The sequence below is a fragment of the Mycobacterium asiaticum DSM 44297 genome (genome assembly GCF_000613245.1).
Lineage (GTDB): Bacteria > Actinomycetota > Actinomycetes > Mycobacteriales > Mycobacteriaceae > Mycobacterium > Mycobacterium asiaticum.
Genome location: NZ_HG964936.1, coordinates 1,232,891 through 1,254,556, shown reverse-complemented (window position 1 = coordinate 1,254,556; position 21,666 = coordinate 1,232,891). Strand labels below are relative to the sequence as shown.

The 21,666-nt window shown below is 64.6% G+C and carries 26 protein-coding genes and 1 tRNA gene; 16 read left to right on the top strand and 11 right to left on the bottom strand.

Going from position 1 to position 21,666, the window contains the following annotated elements; genetic code table 11:
• Positions 1-202 precede the first annotated feature (202 nt).
• The 8 genes from BN972_RS27590 to BN972_RS06020 all read left to right on the top strand — a co-directional run bounded on the left by BN972_RS27590 (position 203) and on the right by BN972_RS06020 (position 8,293).
• Positions 203-907, top strand: a complete 705-nt coding sequence (locus BN972_RS27590) for a helix-turn-helix domain-containing protein (protein WP_080696708.1) — start codon at positions 203-205, stop codon at positions 905-907.
• 216 nt (positions 908-1,123) lie between these two features.
• Positions 1,124-1,573: a nitroreductase/quinone reductase family protein gene (locus BN972_RS31120; protein WP_080696707.1), complete on the top strand. Its 450-nt coding sequence runs from the start codon at positions 1,124-1,126 to the stop codon at positions 1,571-1,573.
• A 111-nt stretch (positions 1,574-1,684) separates the two neighbouring features.
• Positions 1,685-2,287, top strand: coding sequence for a class I SAM-dependent methyltransferase (locus BN972_RS06045; RefSeq protein ID WP_036354031.1), 603 nt, complete (start codon positions 1,685-1,687; stop codon positions 2,285-2,287).
• A gap of 573 nt (positions 2,288-2,860) precedes the next feature.
• Positions 2,861-4,207: an FAD-binding oxidoreductase gene (locus tag BN972_RS06040; RefSeq protein WP_080696705.1), complete on the top strand. Its 1,347-nt coding sequence runs from the start codon at positions 2,861-2,863 to the stop codon at positions 4,205-4,207.
• Positions 4,208-4,221: 14 nt separating this feature from the next.
• Positions 4,222-5,172, top strand: coding sequence for a VOC family protein (locus tag BN972_RS06035; RefSeq protein ID WP_036354028.1), 951 nt, complete (start codon positions 4,222-4,224; stop codon positions 5,170-5,172).
• Positions 5,173-5,181: 9 nt separating this feature from the next.
• On the top strand, positions 5,182-6,432 hold the full coding sequence (locus tag BN972_RS06030; RefSeq protein ID WP_036354025.1) for a cytochrome P450: 1,251 nt from the start codon (positions 5,182-5,184) through the stop codon (positions 6,430-6,432).
• Between the two features lie 47 nt (positions 6,433-6,479).
• On the top strand, positions 6,480-7,520 hold the full coding sequence (locus BN972_RS06025) for a methyltransferase (RefSeq protein ID WP_099051001.1): 1,041 nt from the start codon (positions 6,480-6,482) through the stop codon (positions 7,518-7,520).
• Positions 7,517-8,293, top strand: a complete 777-nt coding sequence (locus BN972_RS06020) for an alpha/beta fold hydrolase (RefSeq protein ID WP_235192373.1) — start codon at positions 7,517-7,519, stop codon at positions 8,291-8,293. The genes BN972_RS06025 and BN972_RS06020 overlap by 4 nt, the downstream gene beginning before the upstream one ends.
• Positions 8,294-8,417: 124 nt before the next feature.
• On the opposite strand, the gene BN972_RS29100 is transcribed toward BN972_RS06020, so the two are convergent.
• Entirely contained in the window at positions 8,418-8,777 is a 360-nt protein-coding gene (locus BN972_RS29100; protein WP_142277020.1) for a hypothetical protein, read from the bottom strand.
• 413 nt (positions 8,778-9,190) lie between these two features.
• Between BN972_RS29100 and BN972_RS29470 the strand changes: the two genes are divergently transcribed.
• The gene (locus BN972_RS29470; RefSeq protein WP_155771377.1) at positions 9,191-9,364 is read left to right on the top strand and encodes a hypothetical protein; all 174 of its coding nucleotides are present in this window, start codon (positions 9,191-9,193) and stop codon (positions 9,362-9,364) included.
• 19 nt (positions 9,365-9,383) lie between these two features.
• Here BN972_RS29470 and BN972_RS06010 read toward each other — a convergent pair whose 3' ends face one another.
• Positions 9,384-9,746 (bottom strand): STAS domain-containing protein, encoded by a 363-nt coding sequence (locus BN972_RS06010; RefSeq protein WP_036354017.1) that lies wholly within the window; start codon positions 9,744-9,746, stop codon positions 9,384-9,386.
• A 170-nt stretch (positions 9,747-9,916) separates the two neighbouring features.
• Between BN972_RS06010 and BN972_RS06005 the strand changes: the two genes are divergently transcribed.
• Entirely contained in the window at positions 9,917-10,396 is a 480-nt protein-coding gene (locus tag BN972_RS06005; protein ID WP_158086291.1) for an ATP-binding protein, read from the top strand.
• Positions 10,397-10,502: 106 nt separating this feature from the next.
• On the opposite strand, the gene BN972_RS06000 is transcribed toward BN972_RS06005, so the two are convergent.
• The 3 genes from BN972_RS06000 to pgm all read right to left on the bottom strand — a co-directional run bounded on the left by BN972_RS06000 (position 10,503) and on the right by pgm (position 13,513).
• Positions 10,503-10,575, bottom strand: a tRNA-Ala gene (locus BN972_RS06000).
• 53 nt (positions 10,576-10,628) lie between these two features.
• On the bottom strand, positions 10,629-11,819 hold the full coding sequence (locus BN972_RS05995) for an MFS transporter (protein ID WP_342351921.1): 1,191 nt from the start codon (positions 11,817-11,819) through the stop codon (positions 10,629-10,631).
• 65 nt (positions 11,820-11,884) lie between these two features.
• Complete coding sequence (pgm, locus tag BN972_RS05990; RefSeq protein ID WP_036354013.1) at positions 11,885-13,513, bottom strand: phosphoglucomutase (alpha-D-glucose-1,6-bisphosphate-dependent); 1,629 nt, start codon at positions 13,511-13,513, stop codon at positions 11,885-11,887.
• Between the two features lie 79 nt (positions 13,514-13,592).
• On the opposite strand from pgm, the gene crcB (BN972_RS05985) reads away from it, so the two are divergent.
• The 3 genes from crcB (BN972_RS05985) to BN972_RS05975 are packed head-to-tail and all read left to right on the top strand — an operon-like array spanning position 13,593 to position 15,447.
• Positions 13,593-13,988 carry a fluoride efflux transporter CrcB gene (gene crcB, locus BN972_RS05985; protein ID WP_036354011.1) on the top strand — a complete coding sequence of 132 codons (396 nt, stop codon included), beginning with the start codon at positions 13,593-13,595 and terminating at the stop codon, positions 13,986-13,988.
• The gene (gene crcB / locus BN972_RS05980) at positions 13,985-14,353 is read left to right on the top strand and encodes a fluoride efflux transporter CrcB (protein ID WP_036354009.1); all 369 of its coding nucleotides are present in this window, start codon (positions 13,985-13,987) and stop codon (positions 14,351-14,353) included. The genes crcB (BN972_RS05985) and crcB (BN972_RS05980) overlap by 4 nt, the downstream gene beginning before the upstream one ends.
• Complete coding sequence (locus BN972_RS05975; protein ID WP_036354007.1) at positions 14,350-15,447, top strand: DUF190 domain-containing protein; 1,098 nt, start codon at positions 14,350-14,352, stop codon at positions 15,445-15,447. The genes crcB (BN972_RS05980) and BN972_RS05975 overlap by 4 nt, the downstream gene beginning before the upstream one ends.
• 9 nt (positions 15,448-15,456) lie before the next feature.
• On the opposite strand, the gene BN972_RS05970 is transcribed toward BN972_RS05975, so the two are convergent.
• The 4 genes from BN972_RS05970 to BN972_RS05955 form a co-directional block, all read right to left on the bottom strand.
• A complete protein-coding gene (locus BN972_RS05970; protein WP_036354005.1) occupies positions 15,457-15,813 on the bottom strand; it encodes a DUF488 domain-containing protein in 357 nt (118 codons plus the stop codon).
• Between the two features lie 16 nt (positions 15,814-15,829).
• A complete protein-coding gene (locus tag BN972_RS05965; RefSeq protein ID WP_036354003.1) occupies positions 15,830-16,096 on the bottom strand; it encodes a DUF732 domain-containing protein in 267 nt (88 codons plus the stop codon).
• Between the two features lie 129 nt (positions 16,097-16,225).
• Positions 16,226-17,143: an HpcH/HpaI aldolase/citrate lyase family protein gene (locus tag BN972_RS05960; protein WP_036354000.1), complete on the bottom strand. Its 918-nt coding sequence runs from the start codon at positions 17,141-17,143 to the stop codon at positions 16,226-16,228.
• Between the two features lie 65 nt (positions 17,144-17,208).
• Positions 17,209-17,583: a DUF2750 domain-containing protein gene (locus tag BN972_RS05955; protein ID WP_036353997.1), complete on the bottom strand. Its 375-nt coding sequence runs from the start codon at positions 17,581-17,583 to the stop codon at positions 17,209-17,211.
• A gap of 41 nt (positions 17,584-17,624) precedes the next feature.
• Here BN972_RS05955 and BN972_RS05950 point away from each other — a divergent pair, with 41 nt between their 5' ends.
• Positions 17,625-18,131, top strand: a complete 507-nt coding sequence (locus BN972_RS05950; protein ID WP_080696703.1) for an SRPBCC family protein — start codon at positions 17,625-17,627, stop codon at positions 18,129-18,131.
• Positions 18,124-19,926: a sulfatase-like hydrolase/transferase gene (locus BN972_RS05945; RefSeq protein WP_036353994.1), complete on the top strand. Its 1,803-nt coding sequence runs from the start codon at positions 18,124-18,126 to the stop codon at positions 19,924-19,926. The genes BN972_RS05950 and BN972_RS05945 overlap by 8 nt, the downstream gene beginning before the upstream one ends.
• Positions 19,927-19,936: 10 nt before the next feature.
• Here BN972_RS05945 and BN972_RS05940 read toward each other — a convergent pair whose 3' ends face one another.
• Entirely contained in the window at positions 19,937-20,764 is an 828-nt protein-coding gene (locus tag BN972_RS05940; RefSeq protein ID WP_036353991.1) for an LLM class F420-dependent oxidoreductase, read from the bottom strand.
• 3 nt (positions 20,765-20,767) lie between these two features.
• Entirely contained in the window at positions 20,768-21,220 is a 453-nt protein-coding gene (locus BN972_RS05935; protein ID WP_172831187.1) for a DUF5994 family protein, read from the bottom strand.
• A 200-nt stretch (positions 21,221-21,420) separates the two neighbouring features.
• Between BN972_RS05935 and BN972_RS05930 the strand changes: the two genes are divergently transcribed.
• Positions 21,421-21,654 carry a hypothetical protein gene (locus BN972_RS05930; protein ID WP_036353988.1) on the top strand — a complete coding sequence of 78 codons (234 nt, stop codon included), beginning with the start codon at positions 21,421-21,423 and terminating at the stop codon, positions 21,652-21,654.
• Positions 21,655-21,666: the final 12 nt, after the last annotated feature.

Genomic DNA, 21,666 nt, shown 5'->3' with positions numbered 1-21,666 from the left:
CGCATAAAGCAAGGTGATGCTCTCGATCGTCGCGTCCGCGTCGAGCGGCGCATGTCAGGCGGCGGTGATGCCGCTTATGCCGGTGACCCGCAGACTTCAAATAAAAGTGGTTGGTTCTCGATGTCCGGCATAGTTTGCTGCGCTGGCGCGTTGAACCCTGCGATGTCGTGCTTTGCGTGGGCATCAGAGCATAAAGGGGTCGATGGTGGACCAGTCTGAGTTGGACCGACTGACCAACGATATTGCCAGCGGTAGACGAGCGGGCGTGACGGGCGGCTCGTTTCACAATGACGGTCGCGGGGTCATCGAGAGCGCATTTGAGCTCCTAGAGCACGTGGGTGCGTTGGAACCGGTGCGGCTGCTTGACTTGGCGAATGTGAGCGGGATCCCCCGGGAGACGGTCCGTCGACTGCTGCAGCAGTTAATCGCAGTCGGAGCGGTCAGTCGCGAAGGTACCCGCTATCGGCTCGGCGCGAGCCTGCTGGGATTGGGTTCGCGGGTGAGCTCCGAGCGGCGATTGCGGGCGGCCGCCCGCCGGCCGATCGCCGAACTGGCCTCCGCCACCGGCGCCGCAGTGCAGTTGTCCGCAGTCATCGGCGGTGAGGCGGTGTACCTCGAGTCCGTGGAGGCTCGGGTCCCGTTGGGAGTGATCGCCCAGCCCGGGACCCCGGTGCCACGCAGATGCGCGGCTGCGCGGGCCCACACCGAACTGGGCTATACCGCACCGATAGTGGACGCAGGCGAGGTGCGAGCGAATATGAGCTGTGTCGCTGTGGCGATTCCGCTGGGCAACGGCGCTGCGGCGGCCCTGTCGACCATCGTCGCGGGACCGCGACCGCCGCTCGCACTGCTCGCTGCCACGAGAGCCACCGGGGCCCGTATCGCCGGACTCCTTCATACACCGTGAATCGGTGGTCAGCGATCCACCCACTTAGTGGGCACGGTGTAGCCACTCGTCCCGCTGCTTCTTAACGTCATCACCGTGACAGCCACGAATGCGGCGAAGAACAATCGCGCGGAAGCAAGTACTGCGAGAGCAGTTGAAACCTCAAGGCGCAGACGGCCCCCGGGTCTGGCAGCTACCCGGGCGCATCGTGCGCGACTGACTCCGGTGGAGTAACGGGTGCTCCTCCCGCTACTGCGCCTTCACGAGATGGTCTATCGGGATACCAACGGCCGGATGGGGCGCCAGATGCCCGGGATGCCGCCCCAATTCCTCTCCCGCATCACTGGCGAAAGGACCATCCGACAGCGCGGCAATACAACGACCTACGCGAAGAGTGGTGACTCGTACCGGGCCGTCGCATCCTGCGGCGGTAACGAAAAGCACCCGGGCCGGCACCACACCTTACGCAACCGGATGGAGTGCGAAATTTACATCGGCTCAAGGGTATTGATGGTGAGCGCACGCAGGATCGGTGCCGACGCGTTGTGGCGCGGCGACGGCAAATCGTCAACAGCAATCACTCGAACCGGCCGGCGTTTAAGCTCCAATGGCTTTCGCGCGTGGGTTCGCGGATTATGTCGCGGTAGGTGCAGGATCGGCCGATACCGCCGCCGTGTGGCGCGATAGTGACCTCGGCCCTCGGGTCGTTTCCTTCATCCACCGTGTGACTTTGACCGCTGAATGGGGTGGGCCTCACCGAGCCACGCCAGGCCCGTTGGGGCATGCCACAGTGGTCAGGTGCGCAACGAACGAAATCGGTGGAACCACAACACCCACTACTACGACATCGTGCTTGACTCCGCGCCGCCCACCGCACGCACCGCTCTTGACGTCGGTACCGGTGACGGCCTGCTGGCCGTGCGTCTCGCTGAGAAGATCTCCGAGGTCACCGCCATCGACTCCGACGCCAACGTCATCAACCTCGCACAATCCAGCACCTCGACTAACGTCACCTGGATCACCGGCGACGCCCTCACCTTCGCCTTGACCGAGGCGCACTACGACCTGGTTGCCGCAGTCGCCACCGTCCATCACTTCCCCGATCTGGCGGCCGGCTTGAAGCGCCTCGCTGGCCTCACCGCTCCCGGTGGCACGCTGGTCGTGATCGGCTGTGCCCGCAGCTCGACCGTGCACGACTATGTCTATGAACTGATGGGTGCCGTGCAGCACCAGGTTCTGTCACGCACTCGCGGCTTCTGGCAACACAACGCCCCGGTGCAAATGCAGTTTCCGCACACCTACACCGAGGTCAAACAGATCGCAACGACGGCGCTGCCCGGCATGGCGTGGCGTCGGCTCCCGCTATGGCGATACGCCATCACCTGGCGCAAACCGAACTAGAAGCACACACCACTACTCCTTCAGCGACACCGCGCCGACCGATTCCGAATTCGTAGTCAAAGCGGCTACGCGAGGCGACAATCGATTCCCGATTTCGTGATGAACGACTCCGGACTCAACGGTCAAAATCAACCGTGAATCAGTATCGGCCGGAAAGCCCAATCAGTGGGCGCGGACTCGCCGCCGGCCCGGTCGCTTCATAGCATACAAATGTGTTTACGAGAGCGCATCCTGCGTGCCGCAGACGTATCAAACCCTCGTGCTCGCAACGTCTTCCATCCATACCGCGGGAAGAGCGGGTGGGCTGGACACCGACCTCGTCGTCACAGTCGCGTGCCCGGGTCAGTCGGTCGTCTGCATCCTCACCGACGAGGCCCGGCGTTACAATTTCAACCAGTCGCCCTGGGATCCGTTCTGGAACAGGGTTTTTCGCTGCTCATCGTGTGGTGCAACAACCGGCAGTAGGTATCCCAAGCCCGGGATCTCCTCAAGTACCACCCGATAACGGCGTGGCGCACGAAATGCTCTTCGTGGCAGAACTGCTCGACGCTGCCGTAATTCCCTAGGAGACAAATGAGTAGAACCGATGAGATAACCGCTGCGGCCAACGACCTGGCTAGCCGGACTAGCCGCGCCCGGGTGCAGGTCCCCGACGGTGCGCCGTTGATCTGGAACGCGGCGGTGCAACATCGTCCGGCATTGATTGTGCGGGCCGACTCACCACGCGACGCGCAGGAAGCAATCCGTGTGGCGCGCGACCGTGGGATGCGACTCTCGGTTCTCGGCGGCGGGCACGACTGGGCCGGCCGCGCCGCCTACGACGGTGGTCTGGTGATCGACATGTCCGGGATGCGAAGTGTCGCAGTTGATTCCAGGGCGCAGGTGGCAACAGTCGGTGGGGGTGCCACAGCGACCGAGTTGATCGACGCGGTCGCGCCCTACGGGCTGGTTGCCGCCACCGGCAACTGCGGTGCTGTTGGCATGACCGGCCTGACACTCGGCGGCGGCTACGGACCGCTCAACGGACGGTTCGGCCTTGCATCGGACAACCTCCTCAGCGCCGAGGTCGTCCTGGCCGATGGCCGAATCGTCACAGCCGACGCGACTCACGAGCCGGAGCTGTTCTGGGCGCTGCGCGGTGGTGGCGGCAACTTCGGCGTGGTCACCTCGATGCGCGTTCGGTTGCATCCTCTGCACCGGTTGATCGGCGGGATGATCATGTTCCCCTGGTCGCAAGCCGCGACGGTATGGCGTGGACTGGGTGAGCTGTTGTCGACGGCGCCTGACGCGCTGACCGTCCAGAGCGGATTGATGTCCGGCCCGGACGGCAAGCCGGCAGTGTATCTGCAGCCGGCCTGGAGCGGCGATCTTCGTTGCGGCCTAGCCGCCGTCGATCTGCTCGAAATGCTCGGAACGCCAATGACTGCACTAGTCGCACCCGTGGCCTATGGGGAGATACTGCGCCTCTTTGACGTGGGGTGTGTCCGTGGCCTGTGCTGGGCGATTCGCACTCGCACGGTCGCGGGGTACACGCCCGGCGTTATCGATGCGCTGGTCGAGGCCGCGCGGACCGTGACCTCGCCGCGCAGCCTCATCTCCATCCACCACTTTCACGGCGCATCGACGCGCGTGGGCACAGAGGAAACCGCGTTCGCGAACCGCCGCGCGCACTTCGTTGTCGAGATCGTCGCCTGCTGGGAGGCCGGGGACGGCGCCACTCACCGCGCCTGGGCACAGGCGTTGTCGGACGCGCTTGCGCCGTACGCGCTTCCTGGCGGATACGCCAATCTGCTCGGCCCCGACGACCACGATCAAATCGCAAATGCGTACGGCGACAACGTCCCACGACTCGTCGCCGCCAAGAATCGCTACGACCCCGATGCGGTGTTCACCGCCATCCCACTTCCCAGCGTCAGCTGAAAGGACAGCTCGAAATGTCGTACATCATTGACAGTCACCACATCACCATGTCGGTGAACGGAGCCCAAGAAGACGTCGACTTTCACCTCAAGGTGCTCGGGCTGCGGCTGATCAAGCGCACGGTGCTGTTCGACGGGACTATCCCGATCTATCATCTCTACTACAGCAACGCCGACGGGGACCCGAGCGCGGTGCTCACCACCTTCCCTTTCGCCCAGGCCGGGGTCTACGGCCGCCGCGGCACCAACCAGGCACGTGAGGTGTTGCTCGCCGTGCCTGCGGGTTCGCTGAACTACTGGGCCGTCCGGTTACAGCGTCGGGCCATCGACGTTCACGACGCGACCGTGTTCGATCGCCGGCGCCTACTGTTTCGGCATCCGTGCGGCATCGAGTACCAGCTGGTAGAGGTCTACGACGACCCCCGTCGGGGCTATGGCGGCGGTGGCGTGCCCGAGGAGTTTGCCATCCACGGCATCTACGGCGTCGGCGTCCACGTGACGGGGCCCGATACCGCCGTCGAGTTCGCCACCAACCATCTTGGCGCCCACGAAGATCTGACGGAAGGCAACCGGTTTGCGCTGCGGGCCGGCAAGTCAGGCCTCGGTGGGGCGGTCGAGCTTGTTGTCAATCGCACCGACGACCCGGGCACGTGGACCTACGGCGCCGGAACCATTCACCACTTCGCTTGGAACGCAGACACTCTCGAAAATCAGGACAACCTGAAATTCGAGATCGAAGCTGCGGGCTACACGGATATCTCTGAAATCCGAGACCGCAAGTACTTCAAGTCGGTCTACGTCCGCTCGCCCGGCGGTGCTCTTTTCGAACTGGCAGTGACTCACAGCGAGGGCGGCTGGGACTGTGACGAGTCGCCGCAGGAGCTGGGCAAGCGATTCCAGTTGCCGGACCAGTTCGAGGCACGGCGCGAGGAGATCCTCGCCAGCCTCGAGTCGATCAGGCTCTGAGGAATGGATATGAGCACATCGGCAACGGTGGATGCCGCCAAGGTCCTGGCCGACCCGACTGCGTACGCTGACAACAAACGGCTGCACACGGCGCTGCGGCAGCTCCGGGCAAGCAATCCGGTTGCGTGGGTGGACCATTGGCCGTATCGCCCGTTCTGGGCGATCACCAAGCACGCGGACATCATGGCGATCGAGCGCGACAACGACCTGTTCATCAGCGCGCCCCGACCACTACTCACGCCCGCCGAGGCCGACGATCTGCGCCGGGCACAGGAAGAGGCCGGGACCGGCATGCGCACCCTGGTCCAGATGGATGACCCGCACCATCGCAAGGTGCGCGCGATCGGCGCGAACTGGTTCCGCCCCGCGGCGATGCGCAACCTGAAGGTCCACGTGGACCACCTGGCCAAGCGCTATGTCGACAAGATGCGTGAAATCGGACCTGAATGCGACTTCGTCACCGACATTGCAGTCGACTTTCCGCTCTACGTCATCTTGTCCTTGTTGGGTCTTCCTCAATCGGACTTTCCTCGGATGCGCATGCTGACACAGGAGATGTTCGGCCGCGATGACGCCGAGTACCGGCGGGGGCAAGAACCCGAGACCGTGCTCGCGGTGATGCAGGAGTTCCTTAACTACTTCGCCACACTGACCGCGTCGCGCCGCCGAAAGCCCACCGGCGACCTCGCATCGGCCATCGCCAACGGGCGGATCGACGGCGAACCGCTCTCCGACATCGACACCGCGTCCTACTACGTGATCATCGCCGCCGCCGGCCATGACACCACCAAGGACGCCATCTCCGGTGGGCTGCACGCTCTCATTGAAAACCCAAATGAATTGGAGAGATTGAAGCAGGACATCGCGCTGATGCCGACGGCGGTCGAGGAAATGATCCGGTGGACCACGCCGGTCAAGGAATTCATGCGAACCGCCACGGCCGACACCACGGTTCGAGGAGTCGACATCGCCGAAGGAGAGTCGGTGTATCTGGCGTATGTGTCCGGAAACCGTGACGAGGAGGTTTTCGACGATCCCTTCCGGTTCGACGCCGGTCGAGATCCCAACAGGCACCTGGCATTCGGACACGGCGTGCACTTCTGCCTGGGCGCCGCGCTGGCGCGGATGGAGATCGGCAGTCTCTACCGTGAACTGCTCCCCCGGTTGGAATCGATCGAGCTTACGGGCGAGCCCGAAATGGCCGCGACTACCTTCGTCGGCGGCCTAAAACACCTGCCGATCCGCTACTCGCTGAAATGATTTCGGCGCGAATCCACATTTTCGTCAACCAGAACAGAGGAAGCTAGATGAGCAATTTGGCGACAACGCCGTTGGACCAACAGGCATACTCCGCGGCAGAAGCCATGCAGGGGTTGATACTTGGCGCGTGGGTAGCGCAAGTAATTACGGCAGTCGCCGACTTGGGAGTGGCCGATGCGCTCGCCGACGGACCGCTGCAACTCGACGAACTCGCGTGCAAAGTCGGAGCCGAGTCCGATGCGTTGCGCAGGACTCTGCGCGCACTGATCTGCAAGGGCATATTCGCTCAGGGTGACGATGGTCGCTACGAGCTGACTCGGCGAGCAGACCTGCTGCGCACGGACGCCCCGGTGTCTATGGCGGCCCTGGCGCGTCTGGTCGGCTCACCACGAGAGCGCGAACACTGGAGCCTGCTCACACAGACTATTCGAAGCGGGACATCGCCGGTCGAGGCGTTGCGAGGTAAGCCCTTCTTCGACTACCTGCGCGACGAACCCGAATACAGTGCGATCTTCAATGACGCGATGACGGGCTTGTCGGCGTATGTAGATGGACCGCTGGTAGCGGCGTACGACTTCACGCCGTACCAGGTTATCGTCGACGTAGCCGGCGGTCATGGCCGCTTGCTCGCTGCCATTCTGGCCTCAGCCCCAAACACACAGGGTGTGCTGTTCGACCTCCCCGATGTGGTGGCCCAAGCAGCGCCGCTGCTACAGGAATTGGGTGTGGCGCAACGGGTTCGGCTGGTTAAAGGTTCCTTCTTCGAAGTTGTCCCGTCTCAAGCTGACGCATATGTGCTCAAACACATTGTGCACGACTGGTCCGATGACGCCGCGCTGCAAATCCTGCGGAATGTGAGAAGGGCTGCGCCCATTGGCGCTGCCTTACTGCTCGTCGAGACGGTAATCCCCGACGACAGCAGTGAATCCACCGGCAAGATTGCTGACATCGAAATGTTGGTGTTCAACGGTGGGCGTGAACGCACCGCGAAGGAGTACCAGCAACTCCTCGATCAAGCCGGCTTCGAGATGACCCAAATCGTCGACACCGAAACAGACTTCAGCCTGATCGAGGCGCGCGCCAAATGACTCTCGACGGAGGCGTGACAGATGCGCCCATGGTTACGGCGGCGGCGTCACGCCAGACCCCGGGCGTACAAGGGTTGACGTACGTGCTGATTCCGGGCGCCTGGCACGGGGCCTGGGCTTGGCGACCGGTTGCCAAGCGTCTTCGCGCCGCGACCCATCGGGCAATCACCCTGACACTGCCGGGCTTGGGCGACGGTGAGGATCCGTCGGGTTACAGGCTTAGTGACGCGGTCGACTACGTCGTCGACGAGGTGTGCCGGCAGAAGCTGGACAACGTGATCCTGGTCGCGCACAGCTGGGGCGGCTACCCCGCCACTGGCGCCGCTCACCTCCTCGGCGACCGGGTCACCAAGATTGCCTACTACAACGCATTCGTGCCGATCCGCGGCAGGTCACTGGTCGATGAAACCGCACCAGACACGCGCGAATCGATGATGCAGTTGATCGACGGATCGCCCTTCGGCGCCATTGCACCGAGCCTGGAATACGTCGAGCAGCTGTTGATGCAAGGCGTTGCTCCGGAGCTGCAGCGGTTGGTGGCCGATCTCATGAACCCGCAGCCCGGCGGGTACTTCCTTGGCGCTCTCGACATCGACGCCGCAAGTCTTGCCATTCCTGCTGCCTACATCGCCAGTGACAGTGACTGCGCGTTGCCGGCACCGCAGACGGCATTTGCCGCGCGGCTCGGTGTTGAACCCGTCGTCGTTCCGGGGACGCACAGCGGGATGCTGACACATCCTGACGAGGTGGCCAAAGCGCTCCTCGCGGCTTGAGAGTCGACCACTTTGCGCTGCGCTCACGATCTCCGCGTCGCCTTCAGCGATGGACCGTTTCAACGAGACCAAGCACGATTCCACCAACGGGGTCTGGGACAGCTCCGACCAGTGAGTGGCGGACCTATCGGGAAGGATTGTGTCTGGCCTGCAGCACGGGGAACGGCAAGTCGAGTTCCATGACGTTAAGGGGCGCAACGCCCCGCTTCATCGCGCGGTCGACCATGTGACCATTCGCCCAGCGTTTCCGATGTCCCTGTTCATGACATATCCCGGATATCTTCTCCGCGGGATCCACCTCTTCGCCGCGACCCCTGCGAGCGCGAAGATCCGCAGCCCGATTTCGCACCTCAGCTTGCCACTCGTCCGGATTGTCGAAGGCCGCCACGACGACGTTCCTGCGCTCGTTCCGGTCAGGGTCATAACGGTAGTGCCACACGACATAACGCCTGATGCTGTCGTCGTCCGGATCGACCGATGCCACAGCGGTAGCCTACGGATCGCCTGGGCCGAGCAGTAGCACGGCGCCAAAAGGGCTTCATTATTGCTGTGTGAGCGCTGAGGTTGGTGAACGGCATTTGGCGGTGTGCCGGCGGTTTGGTGAGGCTGGCTCGCGCGGTTGGCGCCGATGATTACCTGGATCCCGAGTGGTGTGCAGCCTTCCTCGATGAGCTGCCACCCGATGCCGACGCGTTGAGCGATTCGAAACTGTTCGCACCACCGCCGTCGGATTGAAGTCGTGCAGCCGTGGTATTTCACGATCAGCGCGCGTCTCGGCATAAGAGGTCGTGAGCGTGGGACTGGTGTGTCGGCAGTGACGTCAGGCGATGGTCACCGCCGCTCGCAGATCAATGCCCGGACACTGCGCTAGGTATCTGACCGATAGGGAGCTAAGCCATGGGATACAACGTGACACCGCCAGACATTAATGTCCGAGGCGACAAATTTGAAGACAGCGCCGAACCCATCCGAGTGGCGTTCGAGGCGTACCGCGAAGGACGCGAAAACACCACTCTGGGCGACGTCGACGCTATAGAGCTTGCGGAGCACATCAAAGCGGCGCTGCCTTGAGGCGCGCCGCAATCGGGCGTTAATCAAGAAGGGGCGGTATTTCTCGTAGCGCGTCATCGACGGTCGTGTGGAGCTCGAATTTAGAGTCCATTCCAGTCAAGCGGATGGGCCGAAGGGTGGTCGGCCCGCTAGCTACCACCGCGAAGTGCCGCTGCCCTTTGAGCCTTTCGCCTGTCTCGCCGAGTACCTGCAGGCCCACCGAGGCGAGAAAGTCTACCGCCGACAGATCGATGATGAGCGCCGTCGGCTCTTCGGCTAGAACGTCGTCAATTGCGCCAGCCAGGTGTGGGGCGGAGCTCAGATCTACTTCACCCGTAACCCTCAGCACGACCACACCAGCCCGACGCTCGACCGACGTGGCGATTAGATCCTCAGGCGACATTGGCCCTCGTTTCGGGTCGTCCGGGAGGGCGCTTCTTACCCTGTGCGAACCTAGCGAGCTTAACGTGTGCAACCACCGGCGACGAGGCAGACATCCTTCGCCATATTTGGGGTGGCCCGCCCGAGTCCGCGCAGGATTAAGCGACCTGACAAATGGCTATGCTCGCTGCGATGTCCCGCGAGGTGCCACCGGTTGATCGGGTTGGCGGCAGCTCCTTTGCCGTCCACCTTGCTGCTGCGCCGGAACACATCGCGACCTTCCGCCACGAGTTGAGGCACTGGCTTCAAGGCTTGACTCTTAAGCCTGCCCAAATGCACGACATATTGCTGGCCGCCGGCGAGGCCGTGACAAACGCAATTGAGCACGGAAGTCGCTCCGACGCAACCCAATCGGTTTCGGTGGAAGCGGCACTGCACCGGGAAACCGTGACAGTCGTGGTCAGTGACGGTGGCCGCTGGATCGAATCAACGAATGCTCCGCTAACGCCGACCCAGCACCGAGGCCGGGGCTTGTTCCTCATGGAAGGACTCGCTGACCGCCTCGCCATCGACGGCACGGATCACGGCACACGAGTAACCATGCACTTCGATGTGCCGGCAGCTGCTGGCCGAAGAACCGGGGCACGCCTGAGCGAGCCAAGGGAATGCTGATGCCCGTCTGCGTTGTTGCTGACCGGAACGTTGCCATCAGGGGTGACAAATTGGATGACACGCGAGCTCGGCCGGTTGAATAGCCCTCTGAGCTGCGGTTATTGAGTGGAGCTAAGGGGACTCGAACCCCTGACCCCCACACTGCCAGTGTGGTGCGCTACCAGCTGCGCCATAGCCCCAAGTCGTGCCAATCGAAGCTACACCACCTGCAACCGTCCTTCAAAACCGCAGGTCAGTCGTCCTCGTCGGCGGCCAAAGAGTCCGACAAGCCGGCGCCGGAAGCATCGACGACCCGGGTTTCCGGCCCCAGGACCCAGCCGAAGGCGGCGACCAGCAGCACAATCCCGCTGATCACAAAGCTCCACCCGTAACTGAGGTGCCCGGCGACCCACCCCACCGTAGTGGCACCGACGATCGCACCCAGATCGTGCACCATCTGCACCATCGCCACCGGGGCACCTGCACGAGCTTCGCTGCCCAGGATGTCGGCGACCGCGGCCTGCATCGGCGACATGTAGACGCCGGCCGTTGCCCCGCCGACAAAGGCCGCCGCCAGAAACCACGGCAGCGACGTGGCGAAGCCGAGCCAGATTGTCGCCACACCGGAGGCAGCGAGGCCGACGATCAGCAAGGTGCGCCGCCCCATCCGATCGGACAGGTTGCCACTGGGGATGACGGCCAGCGCATTGCCCGCCGCGAACATCCCCAGCACGAGACCGATGGTGCCGACGCTTCGGCCCATGACGTCGGTGACGAACAGCGGGACGAGCGCGACACGGAGGCCGAATGCCGTCCAACCTGTCGCCAGGTTCGCTAACAATGCCGCCCAGTAGGCGCGGACCCGCAACGCCTGGCGCATGGTCACCGTCGATCGCGTCGGCGGTCCGGATGCCGTCAGCCGCGAATTCCGCAAGCTGTAGATGAGCGCCACCGCGACCCCGAGCAGCGCGCCGCCGTAAACCACGAAGGGGGCAGCCACTCCCCATCGCGCAACCAGGCCGCCCACCGCGGGCCCACCGACCGCGCCCACCATGAAGGAAGTGGTGAACAGACCCGCGACCCGTCCCCGCGCGTCGGGCGGGCTGATGTGGATCAACAATCCAAATGCCGAAATGAAGAACATCGTCGAGCCGATACCGCTGATCAACCGGAACACCAGCAATTGCCAGTAGGTGTGGGAGAACGGGCACGCGGCGGTGGAGAGCGCCACAATCAGCACGCCGGCGATGTAGATCCGCCGCTCCCCCAGCCGCTGCACCAATACACCGCTGGGCGGGGCGAAACACATCCGGCTCAGTGAGACCGCGGTGACCAGAAACGTCACCGCGTCAATGCTCACTCCGAAAGTTCGCGCAAGGGAAGGCATCACCGGCGAGATGACGCCGTAGCCCAGCGCGACAATGACGTTCGCCCAACTGAGGATCCAGGCTTCGCGCGGCAACCGGGCGGGCCCACGACCCCTGGCGCACGGGAGTCGCAGGGAAACGGTCACCCAATGACTTTATTGACCACCTCTCGAGCGGTTTCCTGCACCTCCGTCAAATGCTCGGGCCCAAGGAAGGATTCGGCGTAGATCTTGTACACGTCCTCGGTGCCCGAGGGCCGGGCCGCGAACCACGCATTGGCCGTGGTCACCTTGAGCCCGCCCAGCGGCGCGCCGTTGCCCGGCGCGTTGGTCAGCTTCGCCGTGATCGGCTCCCCCGCCAGCTCGGTGGCCGTCACCTGCTCGGCCGACAACCGAGACAACCGGGCCTTTTGCTCCCGGTCGGCCGGCGCATCCACCCGGGCATACACCGGGGCGCCGTATTCGGCCGCCAATTCCGCGTACCGCTGCGACGGCGTCCGCCCCGTCACCGCAAGGATCTCCGAAGCCAGCAGCGCCAGGATGATGCCGTCCTTGTCGGTGGTCCACACCGACCCGTCCCGCCGCAGGAACGACGCGCCCGCGGACTCCTCGCCGCCGAAACCGATGCTCCCCCCGATCAGCCCGTCGACGAACCACTTGAATCCGACCGGCACTTCGACCAGCTGACGGCCGATGCCGGCCACCACCCGGTCGATGATCGACGAACTCACGGCGGTCTTGCCGACGGCAATGCCGTCGGGCCACGCGGGCCGGTGGGTGTAGAGGTAGTCGATGGCCACCGCCAGATAGTGGTTGGGGTTCAGCAGCCCCTCATCGGGCGTCACGATCCCGTGCCGGTCGGAGTCGGCGTCGTTGCCGGTGGCAATTTGGTAGTGGTTCCGGTTCGCAATTAGGGAGGCCATCGCATCCGGCGAGCTGCAGTCCATCCGGATCTTGCCGTCGTGATCCAGCGTCATGAACCGCCAGGTCGCGTCCACCAAGGGGTTGACCACCGTCAGATCCAGCCGGTGCCGCGAGGCGATTTCACCCCAGTAATCCACGCTGGCCCCGCCGAGCGGATCGGCGCCGATGCGCACCCCGGCTTCGCGGATCGCGTCGATGTCCACCACATTCGGCAGGTCGTCGACGTAGGCGCCCAGATAGTCGTGGCGCTGCACGGAACCCAGTGCACGTGCCCATGGCACCCGTCGTACCGCGGACATGTCATGCAGAATCTCGTTGGCGCGCTTGGCGATTGCACCAGTCGCGTCACTGTCCGCCGGGCCGCCGTGCGGCGGGTTGTACTTGAAACCGCCGTCAGGCGGCGGGTTGTGCGACGGCGTGACCACGATCCCGTCGGCGAGTCCCTCGGTGCGGCCGCGGTTGTAGGTGAGGATGGCATGGCTGATTGCCGGCGTTGGCGTGTACCGGTCGGCCGCGTCGATGAAGGCAACGACGTCGTTAGCGGCCAGCACCTCCAGCGCCGACACCCAAGCGGGCTCGGAAAGCCCGTGGGTGTCGCGGCCGATGAATAACGGACCCGTAGTGCCCTGTGCGGCCCGGTATTCCACGATCGCCTGTGTAATCGCCAGAATGTGCGCCTCGTTGAATGCCCCGTTCAGCGCCGAGCCCCGATGCCCCGACGTGCCGAACACCACCTGCTGCGCCACATCGTCGGGATCTGGCTCCACGGTGTAGTACGCCGTCACCAGATGCGGCAGGTCGACAAGGTCTTCGGGCTGGGCCGGCTGACCGGCGCGCGGGTTGGCCATGGTTACCAATTCTGCCCACATCCCCCGACCCGGTCTTAGGCTGCTAGGCGCACGGTTGGCACACGAGAGGTAAACACCAGTGGCGCGGCCCGACTATCGAGAGCTTGCAGCAATTTTCGCCGGCGGCGCGCTGGGCTCGTTGGCCAGGGCCGGCCTGGCCACCCTCGCTGTTCCCGATCCGGCACGTTGGCCCTGGCCTACGTTCGTCGTCAACATCGTGGGTGCCTTTTTGGTCGGGTACTTCACCACCCGGCTGCTGGAACGACTGCCACTGTCCAGTTACCGCCGTCCCCTGCTGGGCACCGGATTGTGCGGCGGGCTGACCACTTTCTCCACCATGCAGGTCGAGACGGTCAGGATGATCGAGCACGGCCACTGGGTGCTGGCCGCCAGCTACACGCTCGTCAGCATCGTGCTCGGCCTGCTCGCGGTCTACCTGGCCACCGCCCTGGTTCGCCGGGTGCGCATCCGATGACGACCGTTCTGGTCTGGCTGGGCGTCATGGTCATCGGCGGCGTCGGGTCGGTTGCGCGGTTTCTGGTGGACCGGTCCGTCGCCCGCCGGGTCGGCCGCGGCTTTCCATTCGGCACGCTGACGGTCAACATCACCGGCGCCGCCCTGCTCGGCTTCCTCACCAGCTTGAGTCTGCCGAAGGACGTGGCCTTGCTGGCCGGCACCGCATTCGTCGGCGCGTACACGACCTTCTCGACCTGGATGCTGGAAACCCAGCGCCTCAGCGAGGAACGGCAGTTGCTCGCGGCGTTCGCCAATATCGCAGTCAGCGTCGTCCTCGGGCTGGCGGCGGCGGTAGTGGGCCAACGAGTCGCGGGGCTGATATGAGCGAACAGAGCCTGAAGCTGACCGCATACTTCGGCGAGCGGCAGCGCGCCGTCGGCGAACCCAGGCGTTTTCTGGCCGATGGGATGCTGGACCTCTTCGGTGCCCGCGGGGTGGCCACCAGTGTGATGCTGCGGGGCATCGCCAGCTTCGGCCCCAAAGGCGATCTGCGCACCGATCAATCGCTGAGCCTCTCCGAAGACCCACCGGTCACTATCGCGGCGGTCGACGTCGAATCAAAGATCCGTCCCCTCGTCGACGAGGTCGCAGCGATGACCGGTCGCGGGATGATGACACTGGAACGAGCGCGATTGATCACCGGCGACAGCGGCACCGACGCCCTCAGCGAAATCGACAGCAGGACCGGAGACGCCGCCAAGCTGACCATCTATGTCGGCCGCCAGGTGCGAGTCGACGGTAAAGCCGCCCATTACGCCATCTGCGAACTGTTGCATCAACACTCATTCGCCGGCGCCACAGTGCTTCTCGGGGTCGACGGCACCGCATACGGTCGGCGCCAACGGGCCCGCTTCTTCGGCCGCAACGTCAATGTCCCGCAAATGATCATCGCCGTAGGGTTGCCTGCGCAGGTCTCGGCCGCGGCCACCGAACTGGCCCGATTGCTGCCCAACCCGTTGCTGACCGTCGAACGGGTGCGGCTGTGCAAACGTGACGGCGAGCTGTTCGCCCGCCCCCAGGAATTGCCTGCGACCGACCGCGAGGGCCGCACGCTGTGGCAGAAGCTGATGGTGCACACCGCCGAGGTCGGTCGCGACGAGACCCAACCGATCCACCGCGCGATCGTGCACCGGCTGATGCAATCTCAGACGGCTCGCGGCGCCACCGTGCTGCGCGGCATCTGGGGTTTCCACGGCGACCATGAACCGCACGGAGACAAGCTCTTTCAGCTCACCCGCAAGGTACCGCTGGCCACCATCATCGTCGACACACCACAGGCCATCGCCCGCAGCTTCACCGTTGTCGACGAGCTGACCGCCCACCACGGATTGGTTACCAGCGAAATGGTCCCGGCCGCAATATCACTCGACGGGTCGCAACGCACCACCGAAACACCGCTCGCCGAATACGATTACTGAATAGGGAAGTCAGCGACGCCGGAGCAGCTTCGCCAGCACGGCCGCGTGACTGATGTCGACCTGACGGGTCGAAGTGACCAAAGTGACCGACCCACGATTGGCCATGTCACGCAGTTCATCCAGCGCCGTACTGCCGGCCAGCTCCGCCTCGTAACGCGTCGCGAACTCCTCGAACAGCTCCGGTTGGTGGTGGTACCACTCCCGCAGCTCCTTCGACGGCGCGACGTCCTTGCACCAAATACCAACTCGTGGATCGTCTTTACGGATGCCCCGTGGCCAGATGCGATCGACCAGCACCCGCTGGCCCTCACCGGGATCCGGCTCGTCGTAGATCCGAGCCACCCGAACTTCAGACTCCGAACTCATTCCACCGCAGTCTAATTCACCCAAAGACCAAATTGATGTGGTCGTGGCAATAAGTCTGAATCGCCGAGTACACCGTCAATTTGGCTTCTTGCTGGCTGAAGTTGCCGGGTCCGCCGACGAGTCGGCCGATCGTCGACTGGTAGGTCGAGGGCGTCGGGTCCTGATCAAGCATCGAGCAGGTGGTGTGCGCCTGGTCGATCATCCACTGAGTGCTCACCCGACCCTGATAGTTCACGCCCGACTCGGAGAGCCACTTGGTGTAGTTGTGGTCCTGCAGAGTCATCGGATCCGCTTGAGCCACAGAGCACATCATCACTATCGGTCCGGCGAGTGAACCTACGAAAGCTGCCCTGGGCTTCATCGTCCGCCTCCTCGACGACACTGCTGCGGAGAAGACGTTACGCCGGGTTTATCAGTAGTGGTAGGTGTCCGACGGAGCCGGCGAGTGCACCTGCTCGTCTTCGAACTCCGAGGCCTCGATGCCGTACGAGCGAGCCAGATCCAGGATCTTGGTGGCGCGGGCGATGCGCGGCAGGTCCGACCCGTTGCGGATCTCTCCCCCGTCACGCTCGAACTCGGCGAAAAACTCTTTGGCCCAACCGATTTCTTCCTGGGACGGCGACAGGCCCTCGTTGACCACCGCGCACTGGTCCGGGGAAAGGCAGATCTTGCCAGTCATGCCGAACTCGACGGACACCGCCGTCGCCTCGATGAGCTTCAGCGGGTTCGAACCGATGGTCGGCCCGTCGATGGCACTGGCCAGTCCCGCGGCCTTGGCGGCGATGGTGAACCGGGACCGCGCATATGCCAACGTGGTCGGGTCTTCACCGAATCCGGTGTCGCGGCGGAAGTCGCCGATACCGAACGCCAGCCGGAAGGTGCCCTTGGCCGCCGCGATCTCGGTGATGCGCTCCAGCCCGCGGGCGGTTTCGACGAGCGCCACGATCGGCACGTTGGGTAACCGCTTGGCGGTCTCGGTGACGTGGTCCACCGATTCGACCATCGCCAACATGACCCCGCCCACCGGGGTGTCGGCCAGCTTCGCGAGGTCCTCGGCCCACCACGGCGTCCCGAAGCCGTTGATTCGCACCCAGTCGTTGTTATCGGCGGACAGCCACCGCACGACGTTGTCGCGGGCGCTGACTTTGTCTTTCGGCGCCACCGCGTCCTCAATGTCCAAGACGACGATGTCGGCACGGGAGCGGGCCGCGGCCTCGAACCGATCGGCATGGGCGCCGTTGACCAGCAGCCAGCTTCGGGCCAGGACCGGATCGAGGCGCGAGCCGATGTCGGCGGGATCCGTCGCGTCGTAGTTGGCGTGGTCATACATTGCGTGGTCGGCCGCCTCTGCATTCCGGTCGTGTCGAGCGTGTCGTCACTAACCGTAGCGGCAGGTCAAGCGACCAGGGCACCGGCCAGATCCAGCGGTTCCACCTCGACCCCCGCCAGATCCGCATTGAAGTCCGGCCCCAGCAGGTGACCGGCCTCATGCATCTGGAGTAGTGGTCCGCTGGTGAACGTAGCGAGATCCATCGACACGGGCGTCATGTCCTCCCACGGCCCGGTGGCATGCCGTCGCGCATAGGCTGCGGCCGAGAAGATCAGGTGCACGACGACCGGTTCACCATCGTGCGCCACGTAGTCATTCGACTCCACCCATGCGCCACGTAGGTCGGGGTCGACCAGCAGCCACAACTCGTTTTCGGCACGGACGCGGGCCACAAAGCGCTGGTAACGGGCGTTCAAGTCGGCTGGTAGATGCAAGGGCATGCCGTATCTTACCAATAGAAATAGTTGACAATACAAACTGTATGACGAATGTCCTGAATCGGCCTCGATGGGGTCGCCGAAGGTGGTTGGATGACCGGGTGGCAAACATCACCCGCAGTCGGACGGTGACGGCCCCACAGCAAGCAATCTGGGACATTCTGGCCGACTTCGGCGGCCTCTGTTCCTGGATGGACAGCGTCGACCATTCATGCGTGTTGCGCGCCGGTCCCGACGGCCTGCCGGTCGGCACCATAAGACGCGTGCAGATGGGGGGCAACGTGCTGGTGGAAATCATCACCGAATTCGAGCCGCCCACCACGCTGGCCTACGACATCGAGGGGTTACCGACCCGGCTCGGGAAAATTGCCAATCGCTGGACGCTGCAACCCGCGGGAGCGGCAACCCTGGTGACGCTGACCAGCACGCTCAAGATCGGCAACCGCCCGCCGGCCCGCCTGGCCGAGCGGGTGCTACTGCGCTTTGTAGCCAGGCAATCCGACGCGCTGCTGGCCGGACTCGCTCATCGATTGGAGACCACGCATGTCTGACCGCCCCGACATCGTCATCCTGATGACCGACGAGGAGCGTGCGGTGCCGCCCTACGAATCGGCCGATGTCCTCGCCTGGCGGCAGCAGGCCCTCCCCGGCCGCCGGTGGTTCGACGAACACGGCGTGAGATTCACCCGGCACTACACCGGTTCGCTGGCCTGCGTGCCAAGCCGGCCCACCATCTTCACCGGCCACTACCCCGACCTGCACGGCGTCACTCAGACCGACGGCATCGGCAAGCGCTACGACGACTCCCGGTTGCGCTGGCTGCGCGCCGGGGAGGTACCCACGCTGGGCAACTGGTTCCGAGTGGCCGGGTACGACACCCATTACGACGGCAAGTGGCACATCTCGCACGCCGATCTCGAGGATCCGGCAACGGGTGGCGCACTGGCCACCAACGACGACGACGGTGTCGTCGACCCGGCGGCGGTGCAGCGCTATCTCGACGCCGACCGCCTTGGGCCGTACGGCTTCTCCGGCTGGGTGGGCCCCGAACCTCATGGCGCCGGGAACGCCAACAGCGGCTACCGACGCGACCCGCTGATCGCCGACCGCGTGGTGGCGTGGCTCGAGGACCGCTACGCGCGGCGCCGCGCCGGGGACGCCGCCGCGATGCGCCCGTTCCTGCTGGTGGCCAGCTTCGTCAACCCGCACGACATCGTGCTGTTCCCGGCCTGGGTGCGGCGCAGCCCGGTGCAGCCGTCGCCGCTCGACCCGCCGCCGGTGCCGCCGGCCCCCACCGCCGAAGAGGACCTGTCCACGAAACCCGCCGCGCAGATCGCCTTCCGCGAGGCCTATTACTCGGGATACGGTCCGACACCGGCGATCAGCCGCACCTACAAGCGGAACGCGCAGCGCTATCGAGACCTGTACTACCGCTTACACGCCGAAGTCGATACTCCGATCGACCGGGTGCGGCGCGCCGTCACCGAAGGCGGATCGGACAACGCTGTCCTGGTGCGCACCTCCGACCACGGTGAGCTGCTCGGGGCACACGGCGGCCTGCACCAAAAGTGGTTCAACATGTACGACGAGGCCACCCGGGTGCCGTTCGTCATTGCCCGCATCGGCCGGCAGGCCACCCAGGCACGCGCCGTGACCGCGCCGACTTCGCATGTCGATCTGGTGCCGACCCTGCTCAGTGCCGCCGGCATCGACGTAGAGGCCGCGGCTGCCGACCTCGCCGAGTCGTTCTCCGAGGTGCATCCGCTTCCCGGGCGCGACCTGATGACAGTGGTGGACGGTGCCCCCGCCGACGAGACCCGCGCCGTGTATCTGATGACTCGCGACAACGTACTCGAGGGTGACACCGGGGCCTCGGCGTTGTCGCGCCAACTCGGCCGTGACGTGAATCCTCCTGCGCCGCTTCGTATCAAGCTACCGGCACACGTAGCCTCCAACTTTGAGGGACTGGTGGTGCGCGTCGACGAGAGCGATGGCGGCGCCGGCCACCTGTGGAAGCTGGTGCGCACGTTCGACGACCCGGCAACCTGGACGGAGCCCGGCGTGCGGCATCTGGCCGCGAACGGCATCGGTGGCGAGGCCTACCGCACCGATCCCATCGACGACCAGTGGGAACTGTATGACCTCACCACTGATCCCGTCGAGGCGGACAACAGGTGGTCCGACCCCGAACTGCAGGAATTGCGAACGTATTTGCGGATGCAGCTCAAGCAGGCCCGGGCGTCGTCGGTGCCCGAACGCAACCGGCCGTGGCCCTACGCCACCCGGCAACCGCCCGAGGGTAAGTCGCAAGGGGTGCTGCAGCGGGTGTTCGGGCGCTTCGGTTAGCCCGCACGCGTCAGGCCAGCGGCGCCAGCTGGGCCGCCAGCTCGTCGAGCCTGCGCAGCGTCTCATCGCGTGGCTCGCTCGGCAACTCCACCAGGAGACGCTCGACGCCCAGCGGCACATAACCGGCCAGGACATCGGTGCTCGCCTCGCCCCACTGACACACCGTCACCGGGACATCGGCGCCGGCCGTCTTGCGCAACTCGTCGAGTGGCCACGACAACAACTCAGGGGACGGGCAGATCGCGATCCAGCCGGCTCGCAGGCGGGCGATCCGCTTGAAACTGGCCGGACCGCCACCGACATACAGGGGCGGATACGGCTTGGTGACTGGCTTGGGCCAGCAATAAATCGGATCGAAATCGACGTGCTCGCCGTGGAATTCGGCTTGCTCCTTGGTCCAGATCTCGATCATGGCGAGCAACCGCTCCTCGGCCACACGGCCACGCACCGCGGGATCGACACCGTGGTTGGCGACTTCCTCGCGCAGCCAACCCACCCCCACTCCAAAGCGGAAACGACCGTGGGACACCAGATCCAGCGACGCGACCTCTTTGGCCGTGATAATGGGATCGCGTTCGGGAACCAGCGCGATCCCGGTGCCCAGCACCAGCCGCTGGGTGGCCACCGCCGCCGCGGTCAACGCCACAAAGGGATCCAGCGGCCGGTAGTACTTCCTCGGCATCTCACCGCCACCGGGGTAGGGGCTGTCGTGATTGACTGGGATATGAGTGTGTTCGGCCACGAACAGTGACTCGAACCCGCGCTCCTCGAGGGCTCGTCCCAGTTCCGCCGGCCCGATGCTCTCGTCAGTGATGAACGTCAGAACACCGAAATCCATCCCTTACTCCTCCGCGCGACTCGACGCGAATTGCTGCTTGGCGGCATAAAGAATAGAGCCGGCCGTGTGGAAGGACGTCGTGTCGCAATACGCGGGATCGATCGGCAGATTGGCCGCGCGCCGCAACATCATCGTCGCCAGCGTGCTGTTGGTGGCATAAGGAATGATCAGCACGTTCGCGCACGCGTCGCAGCTCTTGGCGCTGATGACGTGCTGATGCTTGAGCTGCCACCCTCGCCAGTTCAGATCGGGTGGGCGCTGCAGCGACGGCCAGTTGACGTCGATCCCGGTGATCTCGCCCAGCCGGTTGCTGAGCGCCAGTACCAGGTCCGGAAGCTCACCACCGATCCGATCGGTGCGCGGCCACCACGCACCGTCTATGTCCTGACCCAGGTCAGATGCCAGGCTGAGTCGGATGGGGGCGGCCCGTCGGCGGGCCACCAGCGGATAGGTCACGGCGCGGTCGGACGGGTGGGGCTCATCAGGATCGTTCCTTCCCACCGCTGACAACCAAACGGCTCACCGGCAAAGCTACGCCACCGGTCACCCGGCCGGAACGGCGAGGTGGTCGTGGCTCGATGGCATCGCACTATGCGTACTGTGGAATTAATGCCGGTTCGGCGCGCGAACCCGCAACATGAGCGAGGATAGGTGGCATGGCCATACAGGACTGGCGGGACGCTCCCGAGATCCATCCGTCGGAGATTCGGGTAGGTGACGCCATCGGTACGGTGGACGCCGAGCATTCCCGCTACATCGTGAAAATGATCAGCGGCCCCCAATCGGGCCGCAAGCGCTGGACGTTCTTTGGTCGCGACGACCGGGGACAGGACTATGCGAGCACATTCGGCGAGAACGATCTGGTGCGTAGGTTCGCCAAAGCATCCTGACGGGGTAGGCGC